Source organism: Methylobacterium oryzihabitans (assembly GCF_004004555.2).
In the GTDB taxonomy this organism is placed as follows: domain Bacteria; phylum Pseudomonadota; class Alphaproteobacteria; order Rhizobiales; family Beijerinckiaceae; genus Methylobacterium; species Methylobacterium oryzihabitans.
Window position 1 is genome coordinate 42,268 of record NZ_SACP01000019.1, and the last position, 15,440, is coordinate 57,707.

General features: G+C 72.7%; 12 protein-coding genes. 11 read left to right on the forward strand and 1 reads right to left on the reverse strand.

Features of this window, described 5'->3' with window-relative positions; genetic code table 11:
• Nucleotides 1–23 precede the first annotated feature (23 nt).
• Nucleotides 24–1,706: a methyl-accepting chemotaxis protein gene (locus EOE48_RS18585; RefSeq protein ID WP_127731883.1), complete on the reverse strand. Its 1,683-nt coding sequence runs from the start codon at nucleotides 1,704–1,706 to the stop codon at nucleotides 24–26.
• 375 nt (nucleotides 1,707–2,081) lie between these two features.
• Between EOE48_RS18585 and EOE48_RS18590 the strand changes: the two genes are divergently transcribed.
• From EOE48_RS18590 to EOE48_RS18640, 11 genes are all read left to right on the forward strand, one after another.
• On the forward strand, nucleotides 2,082–3,713 hold the full coding sequence (locus EOE48_RS18590; protein WP_127731885.1) for a GMC family oxidoreductase: 1,632 nt from the start codon (nucleotides 2,082–2,084) through the stop codon (nucleotides 3,711–3,713).
• Nucleotides 3,714–4,225: 512 nt separating this feature from the next.
• Nucleotides 4,226–4,885: a cytochrome c3 family protein gene (locus tag EOE48_RS18595; protein WP_127731887.1), complete on the forward strand. Its 660-nt coding sequence runs from the start codon at nucleotides 4,226–4,228 to the stop codon at nucleotides 4,883–4,885.
• Complete coding sequence (locus tag EOE48_RS18600) at nucleotides 4,864–7,767, forward strand: TAT-variant-translocated molybdopterin oxidoreductase (protein ID WP_127731889.1); 2,904 nt, start codon at nucleotides 4,864–4,866, stop codon at nucleotides 7,765–7,767. Before EOE48_RS18595 ends, EOE48_RS18600 begins: the two co-directional genes overlap by 22 nt.
• Nucleotides 7,764–9,743 carry a DUF3341 domain-containing protein gene (locus EOE48_RS18605; protein ID WP_127731891.1) on the forward strand — a complete coding sequence of 660 codons (1,980 nt, stop codon included), beginning with the start codon at nucleotides 7,764–7,766 and terminating at the stop codon, nucleotides 9,741–9,743. Before EOE48_RS18600 ends, EOE48_RS18605 begins: the two co-directional genes overlap by 4 nt.
• Complete coding sequence (locus tag EOE48_RS18610) at nucleotides 9,740–10,270, forward strand: c-type cytochrome (protein ID WP_127731893.1); 531 nt, start codon at nucleotides 9,740–9,742, stop codon at nucleotides 10,268–10,270. Before EOE48_RS18605 ends, EOE48_RS18610 begins: the two co-directional genes overlap by 4 nt.
• On the forward strand, nucleotides 10,270–11,319 hold the full coding sequence (locus EOE48_RS18615) for a hypothetical protein (RefSeq protein WP_127731895.1): 1,050 nt from the start codon (nucleotides 10,270–10,272) through the stop codon (nucleotides 11,317–11,319). The genes EOE48_RS18610 and EOE48_RS18615 overlap by 1 nt, the downstream gene beginning before the upstream one ends.
• A complete protein-coding gene (locus tag EOE48_RS18620) occupies nucleotides 11,316–11,804 on the forward strand; it encodes a hypothetical protein (RefSeq protein ID WP_127731897.1) in 489 nt (162 codons plus the stop codon). The genes EOE48_RS18615 and EOE48_RS18620 overlap by 4 nt, the downstream gene beginning before the upstream one ends.
• The gene (gene coxB / locus EOE48_RS18625; RefSeq protein WP_127731899.1) at nucleotides 11,801–12,769 is read left to right on the forward strand and encodes a cytochrome c oxidase subunit II; all 969 of its coding nucleotides are present in this window, start codon (nucleotides 11,801–11,803) and stop codon (nucleotides 12,767–12,769) included. Before EOE48_RS18620 ends, coxB begins: the two co-directional genes overlap by 4 nt.
• Entirely contained in the window at nucleotides 12,766–14,445 is a 1,680-nt protein-coding gene (locus tag EOE48_RS18630) for a cytochrome c oxidase subunit I (RefSeq protein ID WP_127731901.1), read from the forward strand. Before coxB ends, EOE48_RS18630 begins: the two co-directional genes overlap by 4 nt.
• Nucleotides 14,442–15,101: a cytochrome c oxidase subunit 3 gene (locus tag EOE48_RS18635; RefSeq protein WP_246154583.1), complete on the forward strand. Its 660-nt coding sequence runs from the start codon at nucleotides 14,442–14,444 to the stop codon at nucleotides 15,099–15,101. Before EOE48_RS18630 ends, EOE48_RS18635 begins: the two co-directional genes overlap by 4 nt.
• Before the next feature lie 9 nt (nucleotides 15,102–15,110).
• Nucleotides 15,111–15,416 carry a cytochrome C oxidase subunit IV family protein gene (locus tag EOE48_RS18640; RefSeq protein ID WP_127731905.1) on the forward strand — a complete coding sequence of 102 codons (306 nt, stop codon included), beginning with the start codon at nucleotides 15,111–15,113 and terminating at the stop codon, nucleotides 15,414–15,416.
• Nucleotides 15,417–15,440 lie beyond the last annotated feature (24 nt).

Consider the following 15,440-nt stretch of genomic DNA (forward strand, 5'->3'; position numbering starts at 1 on the left):
CGGCGGGGTGTCCACGGGGGAGCTCAGGCCGCCCGCACCGTGGTGAGGAAGCGGGTGACCTCGGCGCTGAGGCGCTCCGACTGCCGCGACAGTTCCGAGGCGGACGAGAGCACCTGGCTGGCGGCGGCGCCGGTCTCCTCGGAGGCGCGGGCCACGCCGGCGATGTTGCTCGTCACCTCGTTGGCGCCGGTCGCCGCCTGGGCGACGTTGCGCACGATCTCCCGCGTCGCCGCGCCCTGCTGCTCCACCGCCGCCGCGATCGAGGCCGACACCTCGCTGATCTCGTTGATGCGGCCGGTGATCCCGCTGATCGCCTTCACGGCCTCGTGGGTGGCCCCCTGGATCTGGCCGATCTGCGACCCGATCTCGTCGGTGGCCTTGGCGGTCTGGGTCGCGAGCTCCTTGACCTCGGCGGCGACGACGGCGAAGCCGCGGCCCGCCTCGCCGGCGCGGGCCGCCTCGATCGTCGCGTTCAGCGCGAGCAGGTTGGTCTGGCTGGCCAGCGTGTTGATCATGCCGACCACGTCGCCGATCCGGCCGGCGGCGGTGCTCAGGTGCTGCACCAGGGCGGCGGTCTGCGCCGCCTCGCCGACGGCGGCCTTGGCGAGGCCGGCCGATCCGTCGACCTGCCGGCCGATCTCCTGCACCGAGGTCCCGAGCTGCTCGGCGGCCGCCGCGACGGTGCCGACGTTCGAGGCGGCCTGATCCGCCGCCGCCGACACCGTGGTCGACTGGCTCGCCGCCTCGGTCGCCGTCGCGGTCATGGTCTCCGACGTCGCCTGCAGCTCGGTGGCGGCCGACGAGACCTGACCCACGATTCCGCCGATGGCGGCCTCGAAGCGGTCTGCCAGATCGCGCATCGCTTCCCTGCGCTGGACCTCGGCCGCGGCCCGGGTCTCGGCGGTGCTGGCCTCGAGGTCTCGCATCTGCAGCAGGTTGGTCCTGAAGGTCTGTGCGGCCCGGGCGTTGTCGCCGATCTCGTCGCCGCGGTCGGCATAGGGAATCTCGATCTCGGTCCGTCCCTCGGCGAGGGCGTACAGGACCTGGCCGATCCGCCGCACCGGCCTGGCGATGTTGAGCATCAGGAACAGGGCCGTGCCCAGGAGGACGAGCAGCGTCGCCGCGCCGCTGGCGAGACCGAACGCCGAGGCCGATGCGATCTCGCCGCGCACGGCCTCGACCGCCTGGCCGGTGAAGAACTTCGCGTTCTTGACCGATTCGCCGATGACCTGGTCGGCGGCGGTGGCGATGGCACCGAGGTCCTGGCGCAGGGCCGCGGCCTGGGCGACGTCGACCCGCTCGCCGCGCAGGTCGGCGCGGCCGGTCCGGGAGAACGTCTCGGCGGTCCTGGCATACCGGTCGAGGGCGTCGCGCGTCTGGACGAGAACGTCGGGCTTGAGGGCGATCGCGATCGGCTGCTTGAGCGCCGCGCCGGCCTCGGCGGCGGCCTTCCGGATCGCCTCGACGGCCGCGGCCGCCTCCTGGGCATTCTGCGTGTAGGTGACGGTCTTGACGTTGGACTGCATCTGCCCGAGCGCGATCTGCGCGAAGGTGATGCCGTCGAGGATGGTCTGCTCGCGTCCGACGGCTCCCGTCGCCTCCAGGATGCGCCGGTTGGCCGACCATTGGTTCCAGACGATGCCTGCCACGAGCGAAGCCGTCAGCAGAGAAGTCGCCGCGAGCTTGCCGCCGATCCTGATCTTCATTTCTGGTCGTCCTATCGCTGCCCCGGGGACTGAATACGCTTCCTTCCCTAAATGAATGGTTCGATCGGATCGCTTCTTTAAAATGAATGTGCGTGCCGGGAGAGGCAATTCTCGATTGAGGCGCCGGTTGAAAGCAATTTCAGGTCCTCTCGACGGGCGTCCGGCGCGCGATGACCGGATCACGCTCGCATCGCACCAGCGTCATGAGGGCGAAACGCTCGTCGCGCGCGGTGCCGACGGTCGTGAAGAAGGGCCTCGCCCGGGTCCCTCCGGCAGGGGGCCCCTGAGCCGGCGCCCGGGAGGGTTGCATCGGTGGCCACCGCATGCGCTACACCGGCACACAACGAAGGAGCCGCGACGCGGCAGGGAGGATCCATGGCGGTCGAGGCCGAGGCAGCGGAAGCGTTCGGGAGCTACGACTACATCGTGGTGGGGGCGGGCTCCGCCGGCTGCGTGCTGGCCAACCGCCTCTCGGCCGATCCGCGCCGCAAGGTGCTGGTGCTGGAGGCGGGCGGGCGCGACAACTGGATCTGGTTCCACATCCCGGCCGGCTACCTGTTCGCCATCGGCAACAAGCGCGCCGACTGGCTGTTCACCACCGAGGCCGAGGCCGGGCTGAACGGGCGCTCCCTCGCCTATCCCCGCGGCCGGGTGGTCGGCGGCTCCTCGGCGATCAACGCGATGATCTACATGCGAGGGCAGGCGGCCGACTACGACGGCTGGCGCCAGCTCGGCCTCGACGGCTGGGGCTGGGACGACGTGCTGCCCTACTTCCTCAAGCACGAGGACCACATCGCGCCGCCGAACGCCTTCCACCGCTCCGGCGGCGAGTGGCGGGTCGAGCCGCCGCGGATCCGCTGGGCGATCCTCGACGCCATCCGCGACGCCGCCGAGGCGCTCGGCATCCGCAAGATCCCGGACTTCAACACCGGCGACAACGAGGGCTCGTCGTACTTCCAGGTCAACCAGCGCCGGGGCCGGCGCTGGAGCGCGGCCCGCGGCTTCCTCAGGCCCGCCCTCGACCGCCCGAACCTGCGGCTGGAGACCGGGATCCACGTCGAGCGGGTCCTGATCGAGGACGGGCGCGCCGCCGGGGTGGTGTTCTCCCGCGGCGCGCGTCGCTACGTCGCCCGGGCGGACGCGGAGGTGGTGCTGTCGTCCGGGGCGGTGGCGTCCCCGAAGATCCTCGAACTGTCGGGCATCGGCGACGGCGAGCGCCTGCGCGCCCTCGGGATCGCGGTGGCGCACCACGCGCCCGGCGTCGGCGAGAACCTGCAGGACCACCTCCAGATCCGCCCGGTCTACAAGGTGACGGGGGTGCCGACGCTGAACCTCACCTACGCCAACCTCATCAAGCGCGGCTGGATGGGGGTGGAGTACGCGCTGTTCCGCACCGGGCCCCTGACCATGGCGCCGAGCCAAGTCGGGCTGTTCACCCGGTCGTCGCCCGACTACGCGACGGCCAACCTGCAATACCACTTCCAGCCGCTCTCCCTCGACAAGTGGGGCGAGGGGCTGCACCGGTTCGGCGCCTTCACGGCGAGCGTGTGCAACCTGCGCCCGTCGAGCCGCGGCAGCATCCACGCGGCGAGTCCCGATCCGCTGGCGCCGCCGGCGATCCGGCCGAACTACCTCGCGACCGAGGAGGACCGCCGGGTCGCGGTCGACGCCCTGAAGCTCACCCGCCGCATCGTCGCCCAGGCCCCGCTCGCCCGCTACCGGCCGGAGGAGCACTCGCCGGGGCCGCACCTCGCCAGCGACGCCGACCTGCTCAAGGCGGCGGGCGACCTCGGCACCACGATCTTCCATCCGGTCGGCACCGCCCGGATGGGCCCGGACCACGAGACCGGCGCGGTGCTGGACGCCCGCCTGCGGGTGCGCGGCGTGCGGGGTCTGCGGGTCGTCGACGCCTCGGCGATGCCGCGGATCACCTCGGGCAACACCAACTCGCCGACCGTGATGCTGGCGGAGAAGGGCGCGGCGATGATCCTGGAGGATGGTCGGTAGGCGCGCCTGTCCTCGACGAGGCCCGTGCGTCAGGTCTTCCAGGTCGGAACTCGCTGCGCCAGGGCGCGCAGTCTCGGTCCTGGTGCCGGGGGGGTGTCGAGCATTCCGACGAATGAGGCATAGAGTTCAGGGTCGAGCACGAGCCGATACGGTTGCTGCGACCCGTCGACTTCGTCGGCGGACCCGCTGAGCTGATTCCCATCGTCATGGGCGACACCGCTCCCGGCATCGCCGGCAGGCGACTTCACGACGACGGAGCCGAACTGCGCCGGAGGACAGGATGTAGGCTGCGCCATGGCCAGATCGTCTGCGCACCCGGGGACACCGTCAATACGCAAGCGACACTGCAGAACGCAACCGGCGCCGCGGAGACGATCCCCCACCCGCCCCTGGCCCCCGGCCGCCACCGCGCCAGATACCCTCGCACCATTCTCGATTGGGGGTCGGCGGCGTGACGGACGCGACAGCCCGGCGGAGCGGAGAATCCATGCGATCCCACCCGGCCTGATCCCGTGCGCCAGCTCTTCGCGCCCGGGGCCGACGCCCTGTTCCGCCTCGCCATCGCCACCGGCGTGTTCTGCCTCGCGGCCCTGCCGGTGGTCGGGGCCGGGCTGGTGCGCTCGTCCTACGTCACCGGGGTCGGCGTCGCGCTCGAACAGCCGGTGCCGTTCAGCCACAAGCACCATTCGGGCGAACTCGGCATCGATTGCCGCTACTGCCACACCACCGTCGAGACCCAGGCTACCGCCGGCCTGCCGCCGACCCACACCTGCATGACCTGCCATTCGCAGATCTGGTCCGGCTCCGCGATGCTGGAGCCGGTGCGGGCGAGCCTCGCCAGGGACGAGCCCCTGCGCTGGCAGCGCCTGAACAAGCTGCCGGGCTACGTCTACTACAACCACGCCGTCCATGTCGGGAACGGGATCGGCTGCTCGACCTGTCACGGCGCCGTCACCGACATGCAGCTCACCTACCGGGCCAACGCCTTCGAGATGAGCTTCTGCCTCGATTGCCACCGCAACCCGGAGAAGTACGTCCGGCCGAAGGACAGGATCCTCGACATGACCTGGACCCCGCCGGCCAACCAGGCCGAGATCGGGCCCGAGCTGGTGCGCCAGTACCATATCCGTGGCGGCGAGAGGCTGACCGAATGCGCGATCTGCCACCGCTGAGCGTCCTGCGCGCGCGGCTCGATTCCGGCGACGGGCCCGCCTTCTGGCGCAGCCTCGACGCGGTGGCGGATTCGGCCGAGTTCCGCGCCTTCCTCGACGGCGAGTTCCCGGCGGCGAGCCGGCTCGCCGCCGCGCCCGACCGGCGCGGCTTCCTCAAGGCGATGGCGGCCTCCTTCGCCATGGCCGGGCTGACCGCCTGCGGGGCGGACGGGCGCGACCGGGAGGTGCCCTACGTCCGCCAGCCCGAGCGGATCGTTCCGGGCGCGCCTCTCGCCTACGCCTCGGCGGCCCTGGTCGACGGCTTCGCCAACGGCATCCTGGTCACCACCCGCGACGGCCGCCCGCTGAAGATCGAGGGCAATCCCGAGCATCCGTGGAGCCGCGGCGGCACCGACGCCTTCGGGCAAGCCTCGGTGCTCGGCCTCTACGATCCGTTCCGGCTCCAGACGCCGCAGCATCTCGGCCGGCCGAGTTCCTGGCAGGGTTTTCGCGCCGCGATGATGGCGCGCTTCGCGGCGTTGCGCGCCAGGGAGGGCGGGCGCGGCCTGCACCTCCTCACCGGGCCGGTGACCTCGCCCTCCCTCGCCGCGCAGGTCGCCGCGATGCGCCGGGATTTCCCGGCGATGCGCTGGCACGTCGACGACCCGGCCGGGCGCGCGGCTTTGTACGCGGGCACCCGCCTCGCCTTCGACCGGCCGCTGGAGACCCGTTGGCGCTTGCGGAGCGCGCGCGGAATCGTCTCCCTCGACGGCGACCTCCTCGATCCCGGCCCGGGTCAGGTCGGGCTGTCGCGCGACTGGATCGAGGCCCGCCGGGCCGCCGGCGGGCGACTGCCCCTGCTCCATGCCGGCCCGGTGCCGGGCCTCACCGCCGCCAAGGCCGACCGCGCGGTGCCGGCGACCTCCGCCGACCTCGACCGCCTCGCCCGCGACCTCCTCGCCGAGATCGGCGGCGGCACGGCCGCGGTGACCGAGGGGCCGCTCGCGGCGTGGCGCGAAGCGGCGCTGGCGGCCTTGCGCGACGGCGCCGTCGCGGTGACCGGGGCCGGGCAGGGGCCGGCCCTGCACGCGCTGGTGCATCGCCTCAACGTCGCGACCCGCAGCGAGGCGGTGTTCCACACCGCGCCGGTGCCGGTCCTCGACCCCGAGCCGCTCGCCGCCCTCGCCGAGGCGATGGCGCGGGGCGAGGTCGCGATCCTCGTCATGCTCGACTGCAACCCGGTCTACGACGCGCCCGGCGCCCTCGACTTCGCCGCCGGGCTGGCCCGGGTCGGCCTCAAGATCCATGCCGGCCTCTACCAGGACGAGACCGCGTTCCACTGCGACTGGAACCTGCCCCTCGCCCATCCCCTCGAAGCCTGGGGCGACGCCCGCTCCCTCGACGGCACCGCGACCCTGATCCAGCCGACCGTGGCGCCGCTCTACGACGGCCGCTCGGTCCCGGAGATCCTGGCGATCCTCGCCGACGCCCCGGTCAAGGACGGGCGCGGCCTGCTGGAGGCGCAGTGGCGCCGGGAGGGCGAGGACGACGCGGTCTTTCGCGCCCGCTTCGACGAGGCCCTTCGCGCCGGCTTCGTCGCCGACACCGCCTTCGCGCCCGAGCCGGTGCCGGAGCCGGCTGTGCCGACGGTGGCGTCGGGCCCGGCCGGGGAGGGGCTCGAACTGGTGGTGCGGCCCGACCCGACGATCCGCGACGGGCGATTCGCCCATCTCGCGTGGCTGCAGGAACTGCCCAAGCCCCTGACCAAGCTGGTCTGGGGCAACGCGGTGACGATCGCTCCGGCCCTCGCCGCCCGCGAGGGCATCGCGCAGGGCGACGTCGTCGCGGTGGCGGCGGGCGGGCGCCGGGTCGAGGGGCCGGCCTGGATCCTGCCGGGGCAGGCGGACGGCACCGTCGGGGTCTCGCTCGGCTACGGCCGGCGCCTGCCCGAGCAGTTGCCGGACGGGCTCGGCTACGACGCCGCCCCCCTCCTCGGGGCCGCCGGCCCCGCGACCCTGGCCCGGACCGGGCGGCGCGACGCGACTCTCGCCACGACCCAGAACCACGGCACGATGGAGGGGCACGCCTTCGTGCGGGTCCAGGCTCCCGGCGCGCGCCAGCCCGAGGCCGCGACCCCGGCCTCGCTCTACCCGCCGGCCGCGACCTCGCCGGAGGGGCGGTTCCGCGACGAGCGCGCCTGGGGCATGGTGATCGACCTCGACGCCTGCATCGGCTGCAACGCCTGCGTCACCGCCTGCCAGTCGGAGAACAACATCCCGGTGGTCGGGCGCGAGGAGGCGGCGCTCGGCCGCTGGCTGCACTGGCTGCGCATCGACCGCTACTACGAGGGCGGGCTCGACGCGCCGGCGACCCACTTCATGCCGGTGCCGTGCATGCATTGCGAGCAGGCGCCGTGCGAGGTCGGCTGCCCGGTCGAGGCGACGGTCCACGACCGCGAGGGCCTCAACCTGATGGTCTACAACCGCTGCGTCGGCACCCGCGCCTGTTCGAGCTATTGCCCCTACAAGGTCCGGCGCTTCAACTACCTCGACTATGCCGGCGACACCGCCCCGGTGCAGCAGCAGCAGCGCAATCCCGAGGTGACCGTGCGGGCCCGCGGCGTGATGGAGAAATGCACCTACTGCGTCCAGCGCATCGCCGCCGCGCGGATCGATTCGACCAAGGCCGACCACGCGCCCATTCCGGACGGCGCCGTCGAGACCGCCTGCCAGGGCGCCTGCCCGACCCGCGCCATCACCTTCGGCGACCTGCGCGACGAAGGGTCCCGGGTCGCCGCGGCGGCGCGCGACCCGCGCAACTACGGCCTGCTCGCCGAGCTGAACACCCGGCCGCGCACCACCTACCTCGCGCGGCTGCGGCCGGAGGAAGGCGGGCGCGGATGAGCGGCCTCTCCAGCCTCGCGCGCCCCGCCCCGGCGGGGCTCGGCGCCCTCGGCCGCGACGCCGCCGGGCCGGCGCTCGACGGCCGCGCGCCGCGGCGCTGGTGGCTCGTCCTCGCCGGCGCCGCTGCCCTGGTCGGGCTGTTCGCCGCCGCGCTGGCGTGGCTGCTGATCCGCGGCGTCGGGATCTGGGACAACAACAACCCGGTCGTCTGGGCCCTCGACATCGTCTCGTACGACTGGTGGATCGGCATCGCCTCGGGGGCGCTGCTCGCCGCCGCCGTGCTGACGCTGCTCGGGACGGAGTGGCGCTCGGGCGTGAGCCGCATCGCCGAGACCGTGGCGGTGCTGGCGGCGGCCGCCGCCGCGCTCTACCCGATCGCCCATCTCGGCCGGCCGTGGAAGTTCTACTGGACGCTGCCCACCCCCAACACCCTCGGGCTGTGGCCGCAATTCCGTTCGCCGCTGGTCTGGGACGCCGTCGACATCATCGGCTTCCTCGGGGTGAGCCTCACCCTGTGGGGCCTCGGCCTGCTGCCGGACCTCGCCTACCTGCGCGACCGCGCCTTCGAGGCCGTGCTGGCCGAGATCGAGCGCCGCGGGCGCCCGCGCCGCCTCAGCCTGCTGCGGGCCCAGCTCTACGGCATCGCCGCCCTCGGCTGGCGCGGCTCGGCCGTGCACTGGGCGCGCTGGGCGCAGGCCTGCCGGGTGATCGCGCTCCTGGCGGTCGGGCTGGTCCTGGCGCTCCAGACCGGGGCCTCGGTGATGCTCGCCGGCTCGCTGCTGCCGGGCTGGCACGACACCCTCCTGCCGGTCACCTTCCTGGTCAACGCGCTGCTGTCGGGCGTCGGCGTCACCGCGGCGCTCGCGGTTCTGCTGCGCCGGGCGCTCGGCCTCGACGCGGTCGTCACCGTGCGCCACCTCGCAGTGCTGGCGCGACTGCTGCTGCTGCTCGGCCTCGCCTCCGCCTATTGCTACGGCGCCGAACTGCTGTCGGCCGCGCTTCACGGCGACGCCTTCGACCGGGCGGTGATCCTGCGGCGGATCGCCGGCGACCATGCCTGGGCGTTCTGGACCATCGTGGCCCTCGGGCTGCTGCCGGTGCAGGTGTTCTGGTGGCGGCGGGCCCGGCGGTCGGGGCGCGTCCTCGCGCTCGTCGGCCTCGCGGTCGCGGTGGCGAGCTTCGCCGACCACTTCATGCTGTTGGTCGTGACCCTCGGCCACGACTTCCTGCCCTCCTCGGCCCACGCCTACCGGATGGGGTTCTGGGGCCTCGCGACCTTCGCCGGCTCCGCCGGCCTGTTCCTCGCCCTGCTGCTGGTCGCGCTGCGCCTGCTGCCGATGGTGTCGCTGGTCGAGGCCCGGCAGGCGGCCGCGACCCGGTCCGCCCCGCCGCCGAACCGCGGACGCGACGCGACCGAGGCCGAGACCCGCGACGCGCCGCTCTGGGGCATCAGCGCCGAGTTCGACAGCGACCGCAGCCTCGCGGCGGCTCTGAGGGCCTTCGGCCGCCGCGACCTCGGCGCCCGGCTCGACGCCTACGGGCCGGTGCCGATGCCGGAGACCGCCCGCGCCCTCGACCTGCCGGCGAGCCACATCCCGCTGATCGGGCTCGGCGCCGCCGTCGCCGCCGGGGCGGGCTTCATGGGCCTGTGCCTCTACGCCTCGGGGATCGACTACGTGTTCGACGTCGGCGGCCGGCCGCGCTTCAGCTGGCCGGCCTTCCTGGTGCCCTCCGCCTCGCTCGCGATGCTCGGCGGGACGCTCGCGGTGCTCGCCACCCTGCTGGTCGCCAGCCGCCTGCCGCGGCTCAACCACCCGGCCTTCAACATCCCCGACTTCCCTCGCGCCTCCAGCGACCGCTTCTTCCTCGCGGTCGAGATCCGCGATCCGGACCGCTTCGACCCGGCCCGGGTCGAGCGGGTGCTCGCGACCCTGCCGGAGATGCGCCCGCTCTCGATCCGCCGGGTGCCGCGATGAGCGCCCGCCTGCTGCCGCTTCTGGTCCTGCCGCTCCTCGCCGCCTGCGACGGCGCCGACATGGCGAGCCAGCCCAAGGCGAAGACCTGGGACGCCAACGCCTTCTTCCCGCAGGGGCAGACGATGCGCCCGCCGGTGCCCGGCACCGTGCCGCGGGCCGAGCCCGGCCGCCCGGTCCCCGAGCCCGCGATCATCGATGCGGCGATGCTGGAGCGCGGCCGGGAGCGCTACGGCGTGTTCTGCACCCCCTGCCACGGAGCGGGCGGCGACGGCGACGGGCTGATCGTCGGCCGCGGCTTCCCGCGCCCGCCCTCGCTGCACGATCCCCGCCTGCGCGCCGCGCCGGCGCGGCACTTCTACGAGGTCGTGTCCGCCGGCAAGGGCACGATGGCGAGCTACGCCGCCCAGGTGCCGCCGGCCGACCGCTGGGCGATCACCGCCTATGTCCGGGCGCTCCAGCTCAGCCGTGACGCCGCGGTGGCGTCCCTGCCGGCGGCCGACCGCGCCGCCCTCGACGGAGCCCGGTGATGCGCCGCCGCCCGATCTCCCTCGCGGCCGGCCTCGGCGCCCTCGGGCTGTGCGCCCTGTTCGCCGCCTGGGGCTGGCCGGTGATGCCGTCCTACCTCGCGGCGTGGCTGGTGCTGATCGCGCTGCCGGCCGGCGCCCTGCCGCTGCTGATGGGGCTGGAGATCGCCGGGCTCGGCGCCGGCCCGATGGCGGCGAGCCTGCGCCGGCTGCTCGGCCTGCTGCCGGTGGCCGGGCTGCTGCTGCTGCCGGTCCTGGCCAACCTCGAGCCGCTCTACGGCTGGAGCCGGGGCGAGGCGCCGGCGACGCCGTTGGCCGGATCCTGGTTCACCCCGGTCTTCTTCTGGCTGCGCAGCCTCGCCTATCTGGCGGTCTGGCTGTGGCTCGCCGGGACCTTCCGGCGCCCGCCCGGCGACCCGCCGGACCCGCGCCGGCGCTCGCGCGCGATGCTCGGCCTCGGGCTCCACGCCCTCGTCGCCACCCTGGCGGCGGAGGACTGGGTGCAGTCGGTCGATCCGGGTCTCGGCTCGACCGCGTTCGGCCTCCTGATGATGACGATCCAGGCCAGCCTCGCGCTCTCGGCCGCCGCGCTGATCGCCGCCCGCGACTCGTCCGGCCGGCCCGGCCGCGACGGGCGGACCGCGGCCGCCTTCGCCGACCCGATGCTGGTCCTGCTCGCGATCTGGAGCTTCCTGCACGCGGTGCAGTACCTCGTGGTGTGGTCGGCCAACCTGCCGGACGAGGCGCGCTGGTACCTCGCCCGCGGCGGCCCGCTCGGCCGCTTCGCCGCCTGGACCGCCGTGGCGGTGGTGGTGATCGCCGCCCTCGCGCTCGCCCCCCGCCGCTCGGCCGGGCGGCCGGCGATCCTCGCGGCGGTGGCCGGGATGATCTTCGCCCTGCACGGCGGCGAGCTGTTCTGGCTCGTCACCCCGGCCTTCCGCGGCGGCTTCCGGTTCACGCTCGCCGACGGCCTCGCCCTGATCGGCGTCGTCGGGGTCGCCGCCGGCCTCTACGCGCCGGTCGAGCGGCGCCTGCGGGGAGGCACCTCGTGAGCGCGGAGCGCGGGCCCGGTCTCGTCGCGGCGATCGTCGCGGCCTTGGCCCTGCGGGCGGCGGGCGCCGTCCCCGGCCGGACGACGCCGGACTCCGCCGGCGCGGAGGGGCACGGCCACCCGGCCGGGTTCGAGAGCGAGGACGTCGATGTCGGCCGCACCGCCTGGATGGTGCTGGCGCTCGCCGTCTCGGTGGCGGCGGCGATCGGCGCCGTCGCGTTCCTGATGCACCTGTTCGGAGCCTGGACCCTGGCCGAGACCCCGCGCTTCACGCCCCAGCAGACCGCGACCCTCCGCCCGCCGCCGCCGAACCTCCAGGGCGACCCCTATGCCGACCTCGCCCGGCAGGAGGCGCGCGACCGCGCCGCTCTGGCGGGCTACGCCTACACCGACGCGGAGCGCCGCCGCGCCCGCATCCCGGTCGAGCGGGCGATGACCCTGATCGAGGGGCGCTCCCTCGGCCCGGTCGAGGGCGCGGGCCGGTGACGACCTCCGACCTCGCCCTTCAGCTCTGGCCGCCCGCCGCCTCGGCCACCGCCGTCGAGACCGACTGGCTGATCCTCGCCTTCACGGTCCTGACCCTGCTGCTCACCGTGCCGGTCTTCGTCGCGATCACGTGGTTCGCCATCCGCTACCGCGAGGGCGTGCGCGCCGACCGCTCGTCGTCGGGGGTGCGCAGCATGCCGATCGAGATCAGCTGGATGCTGATCCCGTTCCTGCTCACCCTGATCTTCTTCGCCTGGGGCGCGCGGCTGTTCTTCATCTCGAAGAGCCCGCCCGCCGACGCGATGGTCGTCGAGGCGATCGGCCGGCAGTGGATGTGGAAGTTCCAGCACCCGACCGGCCAGTCCGAGATCAACGACCTCCACATCCCGGTCGGTCAGGCGATCCGGATCCGCATGACCAGCCAGGACGTGATTCACGCGCTCTACTTCCCGGTCCTGCGGATGCAGATGGCGGTGCTGCCCGACCGGACCACCGAGATGTGGTTCAAGGCCGACCGCACCGGCACCTACCGGATGTACTGCTCGGAATATTGCGGCACCGACCACTCGCGGATGGACGGCCGCCTCGTCATCATGACCCAGGCCGAGTACGCCGCGTGGCTCCAGGATTCGGGGGCGCAGCAGGGCGGGCAGGCCGGCGCCGGCCGGGCGGTCTACGAGGCCTATGGCTGCGGCAACTGCCACGATCCCGGCGCCCGGGTGCGCGCGCCGTCCCTCGCCGGGCTCTACGGCCGGCCGGTGGCGCTCGCCGACGGCCGCACGGTCGTCGCCGACGAGAGCTACCTGCGGCAGAAGATCCTGAACCCGAACCGCGACAGGCTCGCGGGCGGCGGCCGGCAGGTGATGCCGGCGTTCCAGGGCGTGATCGCCAACGACGACCTCGACCGGCTCGTGGCCTACATCAAGGCGACGGGTCCGCGGGCAGAGCAGGAGGACCCGCGATGAGCGGCAGCGCGACCACCGGCGACGCCCACGCCTTCCGCGACCCGCAGACCCCCGACGCCACCCTCGACCGCGAGGCCGACTACCTCCACGCCGAGCACACCCTGCGCTCGTGGTTCTTCACCACCGACCACAAGCGCATCGCGCTGCTCTACCTTGCCAGCATCACGGCGTTCTTCGTCCTCGGCGCGGTCACCGCCGGCCTCGTGCGCCTCGCCCTCGTCGTGCCCGACGGGCAGGTGTTCTCCAACGACACCTACAACAAGCTGTTCACCATCCACGGCGTCGTGATGGTGTGGTTCTTCCTGATCCCGAGCATCCCGGCGACCTTCGGCAACTTCCTGATCCCGCTGATGATCGGCGCCCGGGACCTCGCCTTTCCGAAGCTCAACCTCGCCTCGTGGTACGTGTTCATGACCGGGGCGTTCTTCACCCTGGTCAGCGTCGTGCTCGGCGGGGTCGATACCGGCTGGACCTTCTACACCCCGCTCTCGACCGCGTTCTCCAACACCTGGGTCGTGCCGGCGCTGATCGGCGTCACCATCGTGGGCTTCTCGTCGATCCTCACCGGGCTCAACTTCGTCGTCACCATCCACACCATGCGCGCCCCCGGCATGACGTGGTTCCGGCTGCCGATCTTCGTCTGGACCCACTACGCCACCAGCCTGATCTTCCTGCTGGCCACGCCGGTCATCACGCTCGCCCTGGTGCTGCTAATCCTGGAGCGCGCCTTCCACATCGGCGTGTTCGACCCGGCCTATGGCGGCGACCCGGTGCTGTTCCAGCACCTGTTCTGGTTCTACTCGCACCCGGCGGTCTACATCATGGTGCTGCCGGGCATGGGGGTGATCTCCGAGATCGTCCCGGCCTTCGCCCGCAAGAAGCTGTTCGGCTACAAGTTCGTCGCCTACGCGGCGATCGGGCTCGCCTCGGTGACGTTCTTCGTCTGGGGCCACCACATGTTCGTCAACGGGCAGAGCGACCTCGCCTCGCTCGCCTTCTCGGTGCTGTCCTTCGCGGTCGCCGTGCCCTCGGCGGTCAAGGTCTACAACTGGACCGCGACGATCCATAAGGGCTCGCTGCGGCTCGACACCCCGATGCTCTACGCCATGGGCTATATCGGGCTGTTCGTCCTCGGCGGCCTCACCGGCCTCTACCTCGCGACGCTCGCCATCAACCAGCACGTCCACGCGACCTACTTCGTGGTCGCGCATTTCCACTACATCATGGTCGGCGGCACGGTGCTGGCCTTCCTCGGCGGCCTGCACTTCTGGTGGCCGAAGGTCACCGGCCGGATGTACGTCGAATCGTGGGGGCGGATCTCCGCCTTCCTCATCTTCATCGGCTTCAACGTGACGTTCTTCCCGCAGTTCATCCTCGGCTATCTCGGGATGCCGCGGCGCTACCACGTCTATCCGCCGGAGTTCCAGTTCCTCAACATCCTGTCCTCGGCCGGCTCGACCATCCTGGCGGTCGGCTACATCTTCCCGATGATCTATCTCGTGTACTCGATCTGGTTCGGGAAACGGGCGCCGGCGAATCCGTGGGACGCCCGCGGCCTCGAATGGACCGTCCCCTCCCCGCCGCCGGCCCACAACTTCCTGAGCGAGCCGAAGGCGCCCGAGATCCCCTACGACTACCCGATCCAGGCGTCCGAATCGCAGAGGCACCACTCGTGAGCGCGGCCGGGGCGAGCGAGGTCGGGGTCCGCCTCGCCGGGCATTTCGCGACCGTCGAGCAGCAGCGCCGGGCGGCGGTGCTCGGCATGTGGGCGTGGCTGCTCACCGAACTGCTGCTCTTCGCCGGGCTGTTCCTCACCGTCCTGGTGCTGCGCCTGCTCCACCCGGAGGCGGTGCAGGAGGCGGCCCGCCACCTCAAGTTCTGGATCGGCGCCGTCAACACCGTGGTGCTGATTTTTTCCAGCCTCACCATGTCCGGTGCGATCCAGCTCTCGCGCCTCGGCTGGCAGCGCGGCATGGTCCGCTGCATGCTCGCCACCGCGGCCCTCGGGACGCTGTTCCTCGTCCTCAAGGGCACCGAGTACCACGCCGACTACGAGGAGCACCTGATGCCGTTCCTCACGGAGCGGCCCTACGCCCTCGACCACCTGCCGGCCTCGCGGCTGTTCATCAACCTGTACTACGCCGCCACCGGGCTGCACGCCCTGCACCTGTTCACCGGCATCGCGATCCTGCTGGTGCTGACCCGGCAGGCGAGCCGGCCGGGCTTCCTCGCCGTGCACCAGAACCGGATCGAGATCTATGGCCTGTACTGGCACTTCATCGACCTGATCTGGATCATGGCGTTCCCGGTCCTCTACGTGCTGAACCGATAGGAGAGGGCGATGCTCGGGCTCGGCCAGGACGACAGGCGGCTCCTGTGGCAGCGGATGCGGGCCCCGGTCCTGGCCTCGGCCGCGCTCCTCGGCCTGCTTGCGGTCAACGTGGTGCTCGGCGCCACCCGGCCGTTCGCCGGGGTGTGGCTCGTCGAGATCGCGGTCGCGGGCGCGATGGTGCTGGTGGTGCTGCTGGTCTCGATGGAGGTGCGCCACGAGCCGCCGCTGGTCCGGCTGTTCGCCGGGATCGGGTTCTTCTGGGTCGCGATCCTGTTCGCGATGACGATGGTCGATTACCTCACCCGCACGGCTTGAGCCGCCGGCCGCTTCCTGGCACGC

Excerpts from the sequence above, each read along its gene's own strand:
- EOE48_RS18585 (WP_127731883.1), bottom strand. The coding sequence starts at position 1,706 with ATGAAGATCAGGATCGGCGGCAAGCTCGCGGCGACTTCTCTGCTGACG.
- EOE48_RS18590 (WP_127731885.1), top strand. The coding sequence starts at position 2,082 with ATGGCGGTCGAGGCCGAGGCAGCGGAAGCGTTCGGGAGCTACGACTAC.
- EOE48_RS18600 (WP_127731889.1), top strand. The coding sequence starts at position 4,864 with ATGCGCGATCTGCCACCGCTGAGCGTCCTGCGCGCGCGGCTCGATTCC.
- EOE48_RS18605 (WP_127731891.1), top strand. The coding sequence starts at position 7,764 with ATGAGCGGCCTCTCCAGCCTCGCGCGCCCCGCCCCGGCGGGGCTCGGC.
- EOE48_RS18610 (WP_127731893.1), top strand. The coding sequence starts at position 9,740 with ATGAGCGCCCGCCTGCTGCCGCTTCTGGTCCTGCCGCTCCTCGCCGCC.
- EOE48_RS18615 (WP_127731895.1), top strand. The coding sequence starts at position 10,270 with ATGCGCCGCCGCCCGATCTCCCTCGCGGCCGGCCTCGGCGCCCTCGGG.
- EOE48_RS18630 (WP_127731901.1), top strand. The coding sequence starts at position 12,766 with ATGAGCGGCAGCGCGACCACCGGCGACGCCCACGCCTTCCGCGACCCG.
- EOE48_RS18640 (WP_127731905.1), top strand. The coding sequence starts at position 15,111 with ATGCTCGGGCTCGGCCAGGACGACAGGCGGCTCCTGTGGCAGCGGATG.